Here is a 14,952-nt window from a genome sequence, read left to right as displayed (position 1 = left end):
GCCCGCCGACCCTTCAAGCCGAAATCCATCCGAATGCTCCTTCACGAAGGGCACCAGCCGCTCGTGGATGAGCGTGCGGGCCCGGTCCAGGTCCACGTCCTCCGCACGGGTGAGGCCCTCGCTCAGCTCGGCGACGATTCCGCCCGCGATGGCGCCCACCTCGTACGCCAGACGGTACGGCACCCGGCTGAAGCTCACCAGCGTGTAACGGCTCAGGAACTCGCCCGGGAAGGCGTTGAGCAACGCCTTCTCCACCGCCTTCTCCACCAGGAAGCGCGGATCCGCCGTCCTGTCCCGCATCTCCACGAAGTTCTCCACCGCCATGTCCGCGATCGCATCCGCGTGCGGCTTGCGCAGTTGGAAGAAGTCCTCGAAGGCGTCCTCCCACCGCTCGTGCCGCCCGAGGCACTCGTCCAGCACCACGCAGTCCTCGAAGCCGCAGTTCATCCCCTGCCCGAAGAACGGCACGATGGCGTGCGCCGCGTCGCCCAGCAGCAGCGTCCTCCCCCCCACGTGCCACGGGGCGCTCTTCACCGTCACCATCGTCCCCGTGGGATGGTGGAAGAAGTCGTGCACCAGGTCCGGAATCAGCGCCAGGGCGTCCGGGAAATGCTCCTGGAAGAAGGTCACCACGCGCTCGGGCGAGTCCAATGACTCGAAGCTCACCGGCCCCTGGAAGGGCAGGAAGAGCGTGCAGGTGAAGCTGCCGTCCTCGTTCGGCAGCGCAATCAACATGTACGAGCCCCGGGGCCAGATGTGCAGCGCGTGCTTCTCCATCTGGAAGGCGCCGCCCGGACCCGCGGGAATCGTCAGCTCCTTGTAGCCGTGGCTCAGGTGCTCCTGCGTCGAGCCGTGGTCCGGCCGCAACACCAGCTCGCGCCGCACCGCCGAGCCCGCGCCATCCGTACCGAACACCACGGGAGAGCGCACCTCGCGCACGGCACCGCTCTCCTCGTCCAGCACCTCAAGCAGGCCCCGCTCGGCATCCACGTGCTGCACGCGCTGCTTGAACTGGATGCGCACCTGGCCCGTGGCCTCCGCGTGCGTCATCAGGCTCTTGTTGAGCCACGCGCGCGAGAGGCTGTTGATGTGCTGTGAATCGTCCTTCCCGTACGCCTGGAAGGCCAGCGCCCCCGTGGCGTGATGAATCATCCGCCCGCGCATGGGGATGGCGTGGCTCAGCGCCTCCGCCTCCAACCCCACCTGCCGCAGGGCGTGCAGCCCCCGGGTGGAGATGGCGAGGTTGATGGAACGGCCCGCGCCAATCTCCTCGCGCCGCATGTCCGGGCGACGCTCCAGGACCTCCACCTGGAAACCTCGCCTCGCCAGGTACATCGACAGGAGCGAGCCCACCAGACCCGCTCCCACCACCGTCACGCGCTCAGTCCGCTGAATCTCTTGCATGCCGTTCGAGAACCCCCACGAACCGGTATACGTCATGGAAGCTGACGTAGAGGGGGGCCGGTGCGGCACGGATGACATCCGGTGAACGGAAGTCGCAGAAGACACCCGCGCTGTTCAGTCTCTCCAACATTTTCCGCGGATCCTTGCGGAAGCGCAGCGAGAGTTGTACCCCGCGCTGCTTGGGGTCTCTCGGGGTGAGCACGGTCACGAAGCCGGGCGGGAGCCTGTCCAACAGGAACTCCAGATAGCCGGTGAGCAGCTCGCTCTTCTGGCGCAGGGCCGGCATCGTCGCGCGGTCGAAGAGCTCCATGGACGCGCGCAGCGCGGAGAGCTGGAGGATGGGCGAGTTGGACAGCAGCCAGCCCTCGGCGCCCGGAGTCGGCTCGAAGTCCGGCCCCATCTGGAAGCGCGTCTGCTTGTCGTGGCCCCACCAGCCCTCGAAGCGGGGAAGGGTCTTGTCACGGGCGTGGCGCTCGTGGACGAAGACGCCGCCGAGCGTGCCCGGGCCCCCGTTGAGGTACTTGTACGAGCACCACACGGCGAAGTCCGGCCCGTCGTCGTGCAGCGAGAGCCGCAGGTTGCCAGCCGCGTGCGCCAGGTCGAAGCCCACCCGGCAGCCCTGCTTGTGCGCCGCCCGGGTGATGGCCGCCATGTCGAACGCCTGGCCGGTGAGGTAGTTCACGTTGCCCAGCAGCACCAGGGCGATCTCCTTCCCGTGCCGCTCGATCGTCTCCAGGATGTCCTCGTGGCGCAGCGTCTCCTCGCCCGGGCGCGGCACGAGGCGGATGATGTCGCGCTCCGGGTCGTAGCCGTGGAAGCGCACCTGCGAGGCCACCGCGTACTGGTCCGATGGGAACGCCCCCGCCTCCATGAGGATCTTCGGGCGCTCGCGCGTGGGCCGGTAGAAGGACACCATCATCAGGTGCAGGTTCACCGTGAGGGTGTTCATCACCACCACTTCGATGGGATGGGCGCCCACCAGCCGGGCCGTCTGCTCGGTCAGCGTCTCGTGGTAGGGCATCCACGGACGGGAGCCGGTGAAGTGGCCCTCCACGCCCAGCTTCGCCCAATCCTCCAACGCCTCCAGCACGTAGGTCTTCGCCTTGCGCGGCTGGAGCCCCAACGAGTTGCCCACCAGGTACATGACGGGCTCGTCACTCTTGGGGTCGGGGAAGATGAACTCCTCACGGAAGTGGCGCAGCGGATCCTCCGAATCCATCCGCCGGGCGAACTCCTCACTGGCCTCGAAACGCACCGCCTGACTGCCCATCTACTTGAACTCCTCGGCCGAGCGCCCGAGCCACTCGAGCGCGTTACGCCACAACAAACGTTCGCGCGTGGGGGCATCGAAGTCCACGAGAGACTCCACCAGCGCCCCCGGCCGATCCTCACCCAGGGGGAAGGGATAGTCACTGCCCAGGGCCACCTTCTCCGGGCCGAACAGCCGGACGATGAAGCGCAGCATGTCCGGGTCGTGCACCAGCGAGTCCACCCAGAAGCGGCCCAGGTACTCGCGCGGTGAAACCGGGTTGTCCACGGCCACCAGGTCCGGCCGCACCTGGAAGCCGTGCTCGATACGGCCGAAGGTGCCCGGGAAGGCGCCGCCGCCGTGCGCGAAGGCCAGCCGCAGCTTCGGCAGCTTCTCCAGCGTGCCCGAGAAGAGGAGCGAGCAGAGGGCCAGGGCCACCTCCGCGGGCATGCCCACGAGCCAGGGCATCCAGTACTTCTTCATCCGCGCCTCGCCCAGCATGTCCCAGGGGTGGACGAAGATGGCGGCGCCCAGCTCGGCGGCGGCCTCGAAGAAGGGGAACAGCTCCGGCTCGCCCAGGTTGAGGCCGTTGACGTGCGAGCCCACCTGCACGCCCGCCATCCCCAGCTCGCGCACGCAGCGCTCCAGCTCGCGCACGGCGAGCGCCGGGGACTGCAGGGGCACCGTGCCCAGGCCCACGAAGCGCTTCGGGTGCGCCTTCACCACCGAGGCCAGCTGGTCGTTGAGGAAGCGCGACACGTCCAGCCCGTGCTCCGGCTTCGCCCAGTAGCTGAACATCACCGGCACGGTGGACAGCACCTGCACGGTGACTCCGCACGCATCACACTCCTCGATGCGCTTCACGGGGTCCCAACAGTTGCTCTCGACTTCGCGGAAGAACTTCCCGTCATCCCGAACCATGCGCGCCCGGCACGGAGCGTGGTGGTCCAGCGTCATGAAGCCACCGTACCCGTAGCGCTCGGCGAAGCGGGGCAGCTCGGGCGGCAGCAGGTGGGTGTGGATGTCGATCTTCACGACGCGCGCTTCTCCCGCGTCATCTGGAAGCCGCACTGCTTGCAGGTGCAGTGCTCCGGATTGCCATAGAAGCGCTCGAACACGGGTGGCAGTTGCGTGACGATGTTGGTGACCTGCAGGTACTCGTCATACAGCTTCGTGTCGCACCGGGGGCAGAACCACGCGAACCCGTCCAGCTCTCCCGGCCGCCGCTTGCGCTCGATGACCAGGCCCACCGTCCCCGCCGGCCTCTGCGGCGAGTGCGGCACCTTGGAGGGCAGCAGGAAGATCTCCCCCTGGCGGATGGGGATGTCCTGGGGCTTGCCGTCCTCGATGACGCGCAGGGTGATGTCCCCCTCCACCTGGTAGAAGAACTCCTCGCTCTCGTCGATGTGGAAGTCCGTGCGCGAGTTGGGCCCGCCCACCACCATCACGATGAACTCCCGGTCCTCCCACACCAGCTGATTGCCCACGGGCGGCTTCAGCAGGTGACGGTGCTCGTCGATCCACTTCTTGAAGTCGAGGGGTCGCAACATCTCAGTCTCCAATCGTTGCCACGCACTTCAGCTCGATGGCGATGGGGGTGGGCAGCGCGGTGATTCCGAGTGTCGTCCGGCACGGCGGCGTGGGCACGTCCTTGAAGTACTCGGCCCACAGCCGGTTGTAGGTGGGGAAGTCCTTCTTCATGTCCGTGAGGTACACCGTCACGTCCACCAACCTGTCCCAGGAGGAGCCCGCCTCCTCCAGGATGTAGCGCACGTTGCGGAACACCGAGTGGCACTGCGTCTCGATGTCGTACGAGACGATGTTGCCCGCAGCGTCCAGCTCGACGCCGGGGATCTTCTTGCTCCCGCGCTCGCGTGGCCCCACGCCGGAGAGGAAGAGCAGGTTGCCCACGCGCCGGGCATGGGGATAGAGGCCCACCGGCTCGGGGGCCCGAGGGGAATCGACTCGCTCGGAGTGGCTCATAGCTTCACGCACACGTTCTTGGGTTCGGTGAAGAAGCGCAGCGCGTCCCAACCGCCCTCGCGCCCCACGCCCGAGTCCTTCACCCCGCCGAAGGGCGTGCGCAGGTCGCGCAGCATCCAGCAGTTCACCCAGACGATGCCGCTCTCCAGCTTCGCGGAGAAGCGGTGCGCCCGGCTCAGGTCCCGCGTCCACACGGTCGCCGCCAGCCCGTAGCGCGTGCTGTTCGCCCAGGCCAGCACCTCCTCTTCCTTCTCGAAGGGAGTGAGCGTGGCCACCGGGCCGAAGATCTCTTCCTGGTTGGTGCGGCAGGCGTGGCCCAGGCCCTCGATGAGCGTGGGCTCCACGAACCAGCCGTTGCGGCAGCGCCCCTGCACCTCCGCGCGCTTGCCTCCGGTGAGGACGCGGCCCCCCTCCTGACGGGCCACATCGATGCAGCCCATCACCTTCTCGAAGTGCTGCGGGGACACCAGCGCCCCCTGGTCCGTCGATGGCTCCAGTGGATCGCCCACCTTCAGCGCCCGCGTACGCGCCACCAGCGCCTCCTTGAAGCGCTCGTAGAGGGGGGCCTGCACGAAGATGCGCGAACCACAAAGACAGATCTGCCCCTGATTGGAGAAGGACGAGCGCACCGTGGTGGCCAGGGCTTCGTCGAAGTCGCAGTCGGCGAAGATGACGTTGGGGTTCTTGCCGCCCATCTCCAGCGAGAGCTTCTTGAAGAGCGGCGCGGCGGTGCGGGCGATCTCCGCGCCCGTGCGCGTGCTGCCGGTGAAGGAGATGGCGCTGATGTCCGGATGGCTGCTCATCGCGGCGCCCACCTTGGCGCCATAGCCGTGGACGATGTTGAGCACGCCCGGCGGCAGCCCCACCTCGCGGCACACCTGCGCGAGCAGGTACGCGGTCATCGGCGTCACCTCGGAGGGCTTGGCCACCACGCAGTTGCCCATGGCCAGCGCGGGGGCGATCTTCCAGGTGAGCAGGTAGAGCGGCAGGTTCCACGGCGAGATGCAGCCCACGACCCCCAGCGGCGTGCGCAGCGTGTAGTTGAGCGCCATGCCGTCCGTGGTGTGGGCCTCGGTGGAGAACTGCGTCACCGCGTCCGCGAAGAACTCGAAGTTGAGGACGCTGCGAGGGATGTCCACCGTGGAGGCCAGCTTCAGCGGCTTGCCAGTATCGATGGCCTCGGCGCGGGCGAAAGCCTCGGTGCGGGCGCGAATCGTCTCCGCGACGCGGCGCAGCATGCGAGCCCGCTCCACCGCTGGAGTGGCGGCCCAGGCCGGGAAGGCGCTCCGAGCCGCCTCCACGGCGCGCTGGATGTCCGTCCCGTCCGAGTCCGGTACCCGCGTGGAGGGCTCTCCGGTCGCGGGATCGGGCTTGTCGAACCAGACCTGGGAACTCGGGGACACCAGCTCTCCGCCGATGTAGTTGAGGACCTTCTCCACGCGCGAATCCTCCTCTGGCAACCCGGCCTCGAATACCACGGGCCCCTACAGCGGACACCCTGGGTGGAGGACCGAAGCGTTCACTTGTCGAGGACGCCCAGGTCATGACGCATCGCGCTCATGCGCTGACATGACGGCTTTCCCCGTCTTGCTTTCTCACATTCTTATACTTGGCTATCCTGCTGGGCAGCTTCCTTACCCCCCAGGAGGTTCCCATGCAGTTGTTTCCCAGGTCCGGGTGGCTTCTCGGCGCCACCTGTGCCGCGCTCCTCGGAGCGAGCGGAGTGGCCCAGGCCGCCGATGGCGTGGTCTTCGTCCACGGCACCGGCGACCAGTCGGTGAGCTCGGCGACGACCGGCTACTGGACGCAGAGCGCCATCGACACCATGCGCACCGGCCGGCCCTACCTCATCGTCGGCTATCCCGGAGCGAGCTGCGCCGGCTTCAGCCAGTGCAGTTGGGGGTCGATCGTCGATCAGATCGTCCCCTGGATGGACGCCAACAACATCACCAGCTTCACCGTCATCACCCACTCGAATGGCTCGAGCCCGCTGCGCTACATGCTCGGCCACACCGGCGCGGTGAGCGCCAAGGGCCATGCCGTCAGCACGGTGACGAGCCGCATCTCCCAGGTCATCTTCTCCGCGCCGGACCTCACGGGTACCCCGCTCGCCGACCAGGTGACGACGAGCGGCTCCTTCCTCAACATCGCCAACAGCGTCGTCGAGTTCTTCGGCGGGGGTAGCTACAACAACCCCGCCGTCGTGCAGCAGCGCACCGACAACATGCGCGTGTACAACTCGAACGCCACCTTCGCGGGCGCCCAGGGCGCGACCACCGTCGGCGGCAAGCCCATCTCCGTGGTGCGCGGCAACCGCGTCTACGCCAACATCTTCTCGAGCGACGCCTACTGCGGCGGCTACATGTACACCATCGGCCTCAAGGCGGCGGCGCTGCTCGGCTGGGGCAGCTTCAACGCCAGCACCGATGGTTTCATCGGCAGCGACAGCTCGGGCTACTTCGGCAACATCATCATCGACGACGCCCGCCTCAACCATCACCAATCGCGCCGCGGCTGCCACAACAGCGGCAACCTGATCGCGAAGAAGGTGGCCAGCCTCACCATCCCGCCGCCCTCCCAGCAGACCTACACGCCCGAGACCAACGTCCAGGGCGCGGCCCTCGCCTGCAACAACTACGCGGCCGCCTACGCCACCGACTTCATGACCGGCAACACCGTCTGGAAGTACGGCTGCTCGAGCACCCAGCTCAACAACGGCTACGTGGAGCCCGACTGCCTCATCTCCTACGGCTACTCCAGCAGCTACCGCATCCCGAGCACCGCGAGCTGGAACCCCTTCCTCAATCCCGCCTACTACCCGACCTGGGGCGAGGTGTGCCCCGACTCCTGGCATGGCGATGGCATCTGCGACGCCTGCCTCATCTCCAAGTACGGCTTCGACGCCACCACCGGCTCCACGGGCGCCAATGACTGCGTCCAGGCTCCGCCGGGTGGCTCCAACTGGTGCGCCGACCTCGCGTGGGACACCTACTACGGATTCCACAACTACGCCGTCGTCAAGGCGCTTCACTAGGCCACAGAGAGAGAACGATCATGACCTCACCACGTTCCTTCGTTCAATCCGCCGGCCTGACGCTGGCCATCGTCCTCCTCGGCGGTTTCACCCAGGAGCCCGCCATGAGCGCCGACTTGCGCAGCGCCTCGGGCGCCACGTCCACCCCCGGTGACGTCACCCCGGGCCGCCTCTTCGCACGCGACGCCCGCGAGGGCATCGGCCCGGGCCGCGTCTCGGTGTCCAACCCCACCTCGCCCAAGCAGCCGCTCGCGGCCCCTCTCGCCCCCGAGACCCGGCGCTCCAAGTCCACCATCATCCACGTGGCCCCGCGCTCGGCCGCCACGCAGCTCGAGCTGCCCATCACCGCCCCCGACGAGGCCTGGGTGATGTTCATCCCCAAGGGCAACGACGCCAAGGTGGGTGAGGAGGCGCTGCGCGACATGGCCCTGTTCGACCCCAAGGGCGTGCGCGCCGACAAGCGCGCCGCTCGCGCCGCGGAGAAGGAGCTGGACGCGGACCCGGCGCGCATGAAGGCCGAGGGCATCGTCAAACCCATCACCCTGCTGCGCATGAGCCGCGACATGGGTCGCGGCCTCTACAAGGTACAGGTCGGTCCCAAGGCGGCCGCCGTGGGCATGGCCATCGAGGTGCGCGAGCCCTCCTCCACCATCGAGCTGTCCCTCACCACCTCGGCGATGCAGCTCTTCCCGGGTGACGACGGCTACGTGACGGTGGGCCTGCAATCGGAGGCCCCCCTGGAGCGCGTGCGCTACGAGGCCACGCTCTACAACCCGCGCTACGAGCGCGACCGCACGGTGCCGGTGGTGAAGGTGGGCAACGAGTACCGGGCCCAGGTCTCGCGCGTCATGCACGAGAAGGACGAGACGGGCGCGTGGGTGCTCGAGGTGCGCGCGGTGGGCACGGCGGGCGGCCAGCCCTTCGACCGACTGGCGCAGACCGCCTTCGGCTTCGCGGTGCCGACGGCGCGCATCGCCTCGGTGGGCCGGGAGCGGCTGGTGCGTGAGGGCGGCAAGGTGACGGCCCTCGAGGTGGACGTGGTCCTCGAGAGCCAGGCGCTCGACCGCTACGAGGTGACGGGCACGCTCGTGGCGACGGATGCGCGGGGCGTCGAGCGGCCGGTGGCCGAGGCCCAGGTGACGGACCAGCTCGGCGCCGGCACGCACACGCTGACGCTGCGCTTCGAGGCCGGCCACGCGGGGCTGTCCCGGCTGGACGGCAGCTACGCCCTGCGCGGGCTGCAGCTCTACTCGCTGGGCACCAACACCCTGTACCACCGGCTCGCCAGGGGCCTCGAGGTCCGATTCCCCGCGGTGCGCCTCGCGGAGCTGGGAAGCGCCGAGGTGACTCCCGCCATCGAGCACCTGCTGCGCGCCGGCGAGTTCGACGTCACTCCGTAGTCCCTACCCGCTCCGGGGGTCCGGCCTTCACGGGCCAGGCCCCCTGGCTTCCGCCTCCCCTCCGCCGTGCCAGCGGTTGCACGCCCGCCCGCCGGGGTTTTCCGCGAGTGATTCCGGCAGTTGCTGGCACAAGCGGTTGGAACCCGTAGAGTTCGCCCTGGAAAACGCTGGTGGAGGCCCCCGCCCCTCAGCAGGAGAGGTGTGTCGATGTTCTCGAAGTGGACGGTGGGACAGCAGTTCCGCATCGGCTTCCTCCTGGTCGCCGCGCTGCTCGGCCTCTTCCTGGTCGCGTCCTTCGAGAGCACCCGCAGCTTCGCGACCGCCCTCACCTCCGTGCAGCGCAGCCACGAGACCCTCAATGGAATCGATCGGATCCGCGCACGAATCGACGGCGCGGAGATGGGGCTGCGCGGGTACATCTTCACCGGCAGCACGTCCTACCTCGAGCCTCACGCCCAGGCCGCGACCGAGCTCACCCGGGAGCTGTCCCTCCTGCGCGAGCTCTTCTCCAGCAATCCCGAGCAGGCCCGCCGCCTGGAAACGCTCCGGCCTCTCATCGAGCGGATGCTGGTCCAGCTGCGCGACACCACCGAGCTGCGCCGCACCCAGGGGTTCAGCGCCGCCCTGGCCACCCTCGATACCGGAGAGGGCAAGCGGCTGATGGACGGCATCCACCAGACGATGGAGGAGATGCGCCGGACCGAGGCCAACCAGCTCGCGGCGCGTGATGCCTATCTGGCGAAGGGCTCGCGCACGCTCAACTGGTTCTTCAGCGGTGGGAGCGCCGGCGTCCTCGTCTTCGTCACGCTGATCGGCGTGATCATCGCCAGGAGCCTGGGCCGCAAGCTCGAGACCGCCATCCAGCAGGTGCAGAGCTCCTCGGCCGAGCTCCAGTCGGCGGCCTCGCAGCAGGCCACGGGCGCGCGCGAGCAGGCCTCGGCCACGACGGAGATCTCCTCCACCGTCCAGGAGCTGCTGTCCACCTCGCGGCAGATCGCCGGCAGCGCGCAGCAGGTGGCGCGCGTGGCGGACGAGACGGCGGGCGCGGCCAGCACCGGCAACGAGACGGTGCAGCACGCCCAGGAGGCCATCGAGTCGGTGCGCCACCAGGTGGATGCCATCGTCAATCACATGCTGGAGCTGGGCAAGCGCTCGCAGGAGATCGGCGGCATCGTGGACATCATCAACGAGCTGGCCGAGCAGACGAACATCCTGGCCATCAACGCCACCATCGAGAGCGCCGGGGCGGGGGAGCACGGCAAGCGCTTCGCCGTGGTGGCGGAAGAAATCCGCAAGCTGGCGGACCGCGTGGGCGGCGCCACCAAGGACATCCGCGTCCTCATCGACGAGATTCGCGCCGCCTCCAACACCACCATCATGGCCACGGAGGACGGCTCCAAGGCGGTGCAGAGCAGCGCGAAGCAGTTCGGCGACGTGGCCGGCAACTTCCGCCGCATCGCCGAGCTGGTGCGCGCCAACCTGGACGTGGCGCGGGAGATCGAGCTGAGCACCCAGCAGCAGACGACGGCCGTGGAGCAGGTGAACACCGCCATCCACGAGATGGCGCAGACGGCGCGTCAGACCGAGGCCAGCTCCACCCAGACGCTCCAGACGGCCAACCAGCTCATCCAGCTCTCGCGGCAGCTCGCTGCCATCATGTCCCCGCGCGCCTCCAGGTAACGCACCGCGGCTGACCGACACTGTCTGTCATTGAGGCCGGTGCCTCCGGCCCTCGCGTGGTCGTTCACACCCCACCGGGTCACTCCCGACCGAGCCTGGGAGTGAATCCACCACGCGCTGCAAATGCAAAGTTATGCGCTGAGCGGTTCATTTGCATTTGTGCCTCTCATTCCTATTCAAACTCCTCGCGAGGCTTCGCCGCCGAGGCTCTTCCATGCCCATACACAACGAAAAGATTTGCCATGGGTGTACGGAGAGCACGCCTTGGAAGGCTTTTGCTCCGAGACGATCCCATCGAGCCTCTTGGCATCAATCCAGCATCGAAGAGAACCGTCCATGTGGGGGCTCCACGAGGAACCCCCTTCGCATCTCGCACGGGAGGGAACCATGAGGGCAGTGCTGCAACACATCAGCGTCCGACAGGCCCGTTTCTCCGAGCACCCCTTCTTCGCCGAGCTCCGACAGGACCGTCCGCTGGAGCAGGTGCTGGCCTTCGCCCCGCGCCTGGCCTTCTGGGTGATGAGCTTCCAGGACGTGCTGCGTCTCAACGCGCAGCGGGTGAGGGACCCCGAGCTCAACCTGCTCATGCTCCGCCATCGCTCCGAGGAGCGTGGGCACGACCACTGGTTCTTCGAGGACGTGGCCGTGCTCATGGGCCGTCCGCTGACGCTCACCGACCTGTGGGACCGGCCGCACGAGCACACCCGTGACGCCAGCTACGAGCTGCTCGCCGAGGTGCTCCGCCCGATGGATGACCGGCTGCGCGTGGTGCTGGTGCTGGCGCTGGAGTCCACCAGCCACGCCTTCTTCAGCCGCACCGCGGCCCTCACCCAGGCCTCGGGCACCGACAAGCGGCTGAAGTACTTCTCCAACCACCACATGGAGGCCGAGGAGCAGCACGAGGTCTTCGAGGAGCAGATGGAAGCGATGCTGCGCGGCATCGAGCTCACGCCTGCGTTGCGCGAAGAGGCCATCACCCTGGTGGACCGCATCTACGCGGCCTTCCACGCCATGTTCGACGGGCTGCACACCGAGTTGCTGGCCCCCGCGGCCCGGTCCGACTGGCGTCCGCGTCAGGCCCACGTCTCCGGCCAGGACCTGGCCCGCGTGGGCACCTGAGCCCGCCCTACTGGGGCTCGACGATGTTGAAGAACGACTTGATGACCTCCTTGCCCTTCACCTCCCAGGTGACCACCTGTCCCTGGCGGATGAAGTAGCTGTCACCCTCCTTGAACGTGTGGCGCTTGCCCGTCTGGTCCGTGATGGTGACCTGACCCTCGAGGATGGTGGCGTGCTCGGAGAAGGGGAAGGTCACCCGGATCTTCCCCTTCGTCGCCTTGAAGAGGCCCACCGTCTTGCCGCCGTGGCTGTAGTCGATGCGGGCGAAGATCTGCGGGTTGCCCTCGAGCACCTGCCCGCCCAGCACCTCCGGTGGCCCCAGCCACACGAAACCCGCGTCGCTCACGGGCTTGCCCCGCGTGGAGTAGACGATCATCCCGGCGGGAGCCGCCTCCTCGAGCGACGAGGTCGAGGAGACCATGCCCTCCGAGGTGGAACCCCGCGGCTGCTCGCCGCCGCAGGCCACCAACAATCCCGTCAGAGCACCCAGACCCAGGCCCAACAATTGGTGGCGGCGAACGTGACGAGACATGGCTCCCTCCGTGTTTCAGTGTTCGCGCATATTTAAACCATGCCCCAAATCTGTTGTCTATGAAAAATGGGGCTTATGCGCGAAAACGACATCACCCGACAAAGCCCCTGGCCCGCATACCCATACAATCATGACGGCCATTTACAGACAGAACGGCCGCCATGAGCACTCACCACTTGAGGCGATAGGAACAGGAACGGGCGCCCTTCGCCCGGCAACCCGTGTGCTCGTGCTCGATGCGCAGCACGATGGAGCCCTTGGGCGGGAAGCGGTCGTAGAGCGCCTCCATGATTCCCTGGTCGAAATCACAGGGGTAGGGATTGTCACACACCATCTGGGCCGTGCGGCCCACCCCGGGGATGTAGCGGTAGCTGCCGATGTCGCCCGAGCCCCGGTGGTTCATCCGGTAGGCCTGGTCGAGCGACTGCAGGGCCGTCTCGAACGAGAAGATGGCGGGAGGAAAGACAGAGGACTTGGGAATGGCGTGGCCAATGGCGCGTGTGGTGTGCGGTCCGACCTGTGCGAGGATGTCGTTGAAGCTCGAGAGAACACTGTTCATTGGATACCACTTGTCAGCCTGAAGCGACTCGATGCCGTGAGAGGCCAGGATCCGTTGCGCCCTGAGCTTGAGGAACTCCATGGCGTTGACCAACGCCTGGACACTCTGCCCATACACTTCGACATGGCTTGAAAGCGTGCTGCGAGTCATGAACACTCCTTCTTCCTGACCAGCGGGTCCATACTCAAACACGCGACTGGCTCCCCCCTCAAGACACCGCCCTCCTGGAGATGGCCACATGACGGAACACATGCAGGCGGAGCTTGCGCTGTTGCTGGACCAGGCCCGGCTGGAGGCCCGGGAGATTCCGCCCCTCACCCGGCAGCACCCGGACCTCACCCTCCGGGACGCCTATGCCATCCAGGCCGAGGGCATCCGCCTGCGCACCGCTCGCGGCGAGCGCGTGGTGGGCCTGAAGATGGGGCTCACCTCCGAGGCCAAGCGCCGGCAGATGAACCTGGACTCGCCGGTGTATGGGGTGCTCACCGACCGCATGCGCGTGCCCGCCCATGGCACGCTGCGGCTCCAGGGCGCCATCCACCCGAAGATCGAACCGGAGATCGCCTTCCGCACCTCGCGCGAGCTACGCGGCCGCATCACCCGCGACCAGGCGCTGGATGCCTGCGCGAGCGTCTTCGCCGCGATGGAGATCCTCGACTCGCGCTACCTCGACTTCAAATACTTCTCCCTGCCCGACGTGGTGGCGGACAACTCCTCGTCCTCGCTCTTCGTGCTGGCCACCACCGAGCGGCCACCCCGGGAGCTGGACCTGCCCCACCTCCAGATGGTGATGGAGGTGAATGGCGAGCGCGTGCAGGCGGCGCGCTCGGACGCCATCTCGGGAGACCCGGTGCTGTCCCTCATCCAGCTGTGCGAGCTGCTCGAGCAGCACGGCCAATCCCTTCCCGCCGGCAGCATCGTGCTCGCGGGCGCCGCCACCGCGGCACACATGCTCAAGCCCGGAGACCACGTCCGCCTCACCGTGGATGGACTGGGTGAGGTCGCGGTCTCCGTCGGGACCTGAGCTCAGCGGACGGAGTCCACGGGCCGCGGCGGGGACGAGTCCTTCTTGCGCGGCGTGCCACGGTTCTTGTCCACGATGGCCACCAGGATGAGCACGAAGGTCAACAGCCGGATGACGTACGCCGTGAGGAGGTGCTCGCTGTCGTCCCGCAGGTACAGACTCACCATGCGGTGCACCGCCATCAGCAGGAAGGAGGTGGCGAAGAAGGCGAAGAACCTGTCGCGCGTCTTGCGCCAGAACCGCAGGAAGAACAGCCCCGCGACACAGCACAGGGCGGACGTCATGCCGGAGATGAAGTCGTTCATTCGGAATCCCACACGAGTCCGAAGATCAGGAGCGCGAGCGACAGGAGCGCGGACAGGTTGCGCAGCAGCAGCAGATCCCTCCCGGGGATGATGATCAGGTCCACCACCAGCAGCATGTTGTTCACCGCCAGCCCGACGAAACACAGGCTGCTCCACAGCAACAGGGGAACCCGGTTGCGGGCATAGCCCCGGAGGAGCAGCACCGCACAGGCCAGGCTGGTCACCGCGCATAGAACGAAGACTGCCTCAGCCATTGTCATCCCCCTTCCGCAACCGGAAGGCATCCGCGAAGGTCCGTATCTTGTCGACGGGCTTGGAGAAGATGAGGTTGATGACGGTCACCCGGCGCTCGGCATACGCCGTGGCCAGACCGCTCACCGCCTCGTCCAGCGCCGGAGTGCCCGGGGCATAGCGGAACCCTCCCGGGCTCCCCTCCACGCGGACCAGCAACCCGGCACGGGCCTGGTCCTCCAACCGGTCACTCGCGGAGAGGGCGGAGATGCGCAGCTCGCGAGCCACCGACTCGGCGTCCCACGCGCGCGACGGGTGCTGATGGAGCAGCAGGAGGATCTCCAACTGCTCCACCGAATCGACATGGTCGACGATGAATCGCCGCACTACCTCGGGAAGATCGCCCGCGCGCAAACTTCATCCCTTTCTCCC

General features: G+C 67.5%; 15 protein-coding genes and 1 pseudogene. 5 read left to right on the top strand and 11 right to left on the bottom strand.

Going from position 1 to position 14,952, the window contains the following annotated elements; translation table 11 throughout:
• Positions 1-9 precede the first annotated feature (9 nt).
• The 6 genes and pseudogenes from NR810_RS39160 to NR810_RS39135 form a co-directional block, all read right to left on the bottom strand.
• A pseudogene (locus NR810_RS39160) lies at positions 10-1,404 on the bottom strand (FAD-dependent oxidoreductase); the annotation flags it as partial.
• Positions 1,382-2,674 carry a kynureninase gene (gene kynU / locus NR810_RS39155; protein WP_257460098.1) on the bottom strand — a complete coding sequence of 431 codons (1,293 nt, stop codon included), beginning with the start codon at positions 2,672-2,674 and terminating at the stop codon, positions 1,382-1,384. The pseudogene NR810_RS39160 and the gene kynU, both read right to left, overlap by 23 nt.
• Positions 2,675-3,688, bottom strand: a complete 1,014-nt coding sequence (locus NR810_RS39150) for an amidohydrolase family protein (protein WP_257460097.1) — start codon at positions 3,686-3,688, stop codon at positions 2,675-2,677.
• Positions 3,685-4,203, bottom strand: coding sequence for a 3-hydroxyanthranilate 3,4-dioxygenase (nbaC, locus tag NR810_RS39145; protein ID WP_257460096.1), 519 nt, complete (start codon positions 4,201-4,203; stop codon positions 3,685-3,687). The genes NR810_RS39150 and nbaC overlap by 4 nt, the downstream gene beginning before the upstream one ends.
• Position 4,204: 1 nt before the next feature.
• Complete coding sequence (locus NR810_RS39140) at positions 4,205-4,636, bottom strand: RidA family protein (protein WP_257460095.1); 432 nt, start codon at positions 4,634-4,636, stop codon at positions 4,205-4,207.
• The gene (locus NR810_RS39135; protein WP_257460093.1) at positions 4,633-6,075 is read right to left on the bottom strand and encodes an aldehyde dehydrogenase; all 1,443 of its coding nucleotides are present in this window, start codon (positions 6,073-6,075) and stop codon (positions 4,633-4,635) included. Before NR810_RS39135 ends, NR810_RS39140 begins: the two co-directional genes overlap by 4 nt.
• Positions 6,076-6,290: 215 nt before the next feature.
• Between NR810_RS39135 and NR810_RS39130 the strand changes: the two genes are divergently transcribed.
• The 4 genes from NR810_RS39130 to NR810_RS39115 all read left to right on the top strand — a co-directional run bounded on the left by NR810_RS39130 (position 6,291) and on the right by NR810_RS39115 (position 11,869).
• A complete protein-coding gene (locus tag NR810_RS39130) occupies positions 6,291-7,670 on the top strand; it encodes a hypothetical protein (RefSeq protein WP_257460091.1) in 1,380 nt (459 codons plus the stop codon).
• Between the two features lie 20 nt (positions 7,671-7,690).
• Positions 7,691-9,070, top strand: coding sequence for a DUF4785 family protein (locus NR810_RS39125; RefSeq protein WP_257460090.1), 1,380 nt, complete (start codon positions 7,691-7,693; stop codon positions 9,068-9,070).
• A gap of 207 nt (positions 9,071-9,277) precedes the next feature.
• Complete coding sequence (locus NR810_RS39120) at positions 9,278-10,750, top strand: methyl-accepting chemotaxis protein (RefSeq protein ID WP_257460089.1); 1,473 nt, start codon at positions 9,278-9,280, stop codon at positions 10,748-10,750.
• A gap of 387 nt (positions 10,751-11,137) precedes the next feature.
• Complete coding sequence (locus NR810_RS39115) at positions 11,138-11,869, top strand: hypothetical protein (RefSeq protein WP_257460088.1); 732 nt, start codon at positions 11,138-11,140, stop codon at positions 11,867-11,869.
• A gap of 7 nt (positions 11,870-11,876) precedes the next feature.
• Here the strand turns inward: NR810_RS39115 and NR810_RS39110 are convergent, their stop codons facing one another.
• Together NR810_RS39110 and NR810_RS39105 are read right to left on the bottom strand one after the other, a co-directional pair.
• Positions 11,877-12,401, bottom strand: a complete 525-nt coding sequence (locus NR810_RS39110; protein WP_257460086.1) for a cupin domain-containing protein — start codon at positions 12,399-12,401, stop codon at positions 11,877-11,879.
• A gap of 169 nt (positions 12,402-12,570) precedes the next feature.
• On the bottom strand, positions 12,571-13,110 hold the full coding sequence (locus NR810_RS39105; RefSeq protein WP_257460085.1) for a hypothetical protein: 540 nt from the start codon (positions 13,108-13,110) through the stop codon (positions 12,571-12,573).
• Between the two features lie 88 nt (positions 13,111-13,198).
• Here NR810_RS39105 and NR810_RS39100 point away from each other — a divergent pair, with 88 nt between their 5' ends.
• Positions 13,199-13,984: a 2-keto-4-pentenoate hydratase gene (locus NR810_RS39100; protein WP_257460083.1), complete on the top strand. Its 786-nt coding sequence runs from the start codon at positions 13,199-13,201 to the stop codon at positions 13,982-13,984.
• 2 nt (positions 13,985-13,986) lie between these two features.
• On the opposite strand, the gene NR810_RS39095 is transcribed toward NR810_RS39100, so the two are convergent.
• Genes NR810_RS39095 through NR810_RS39085 form a run of 3 tightly spaced genes read right to left on the bottom strand, consistent with a single transcriptional unit; the run spans position 13,987 to position 14,934 of the window.
• Positions 13,987-14,289 carry a DUF5985 family protein gene (locus tag NR810_RS39095; RefSeq protein ID WP_257460082.1) on the bottom strand — a complete coding sequence of 101 codons (303 nt, stop codon included), beginning with the start codon at positions 14,287-14,289 and terminating at the stop codon, positions 13,987-13,989.
• A complete protein-coding gene (locus tag NR810_RS39090; RefSeq protein ID WP_257460080.1) occupies positions 14,286-14,543 on the bottom strand; it encodes a DUF5985 family protein in 258 nt (85 codons plus the stop codon). Before NR810_RS39090 ends, NR810_RS39095 begins: the two co-directional genes overlap by 4 nt.
• Positions 14,536-14,934 (bottom strand): hypothetical protein, encoded by a 399-nt coding sequence (locus NR810_RS39085; RefSeq protein WP_257460078.1) that lies wholly within the window; start codon positions 14,932-14,934, stop codon positions 14,536-14,538. Before NR810_RS39085 ends, NR810_RS39090 begins: the two co-directional genes overlap by 8 nt.
• Positions 14,935-14,952: the final 18 nt, after the last annotated feature.

The organism is Archangium lipolyticum, assembly GCF_024623785.1.
Classification (GTDB): Bacteria; Myxococcota; Myxococcia; order Myxococcales; family Myxococcaceae; genus Archangium; species Archangium lipolyticum.
Note: the sequence above shows the minus strand (reverse complement) of the source record. Positions and strands in the feature narration are given on the sequence as shown.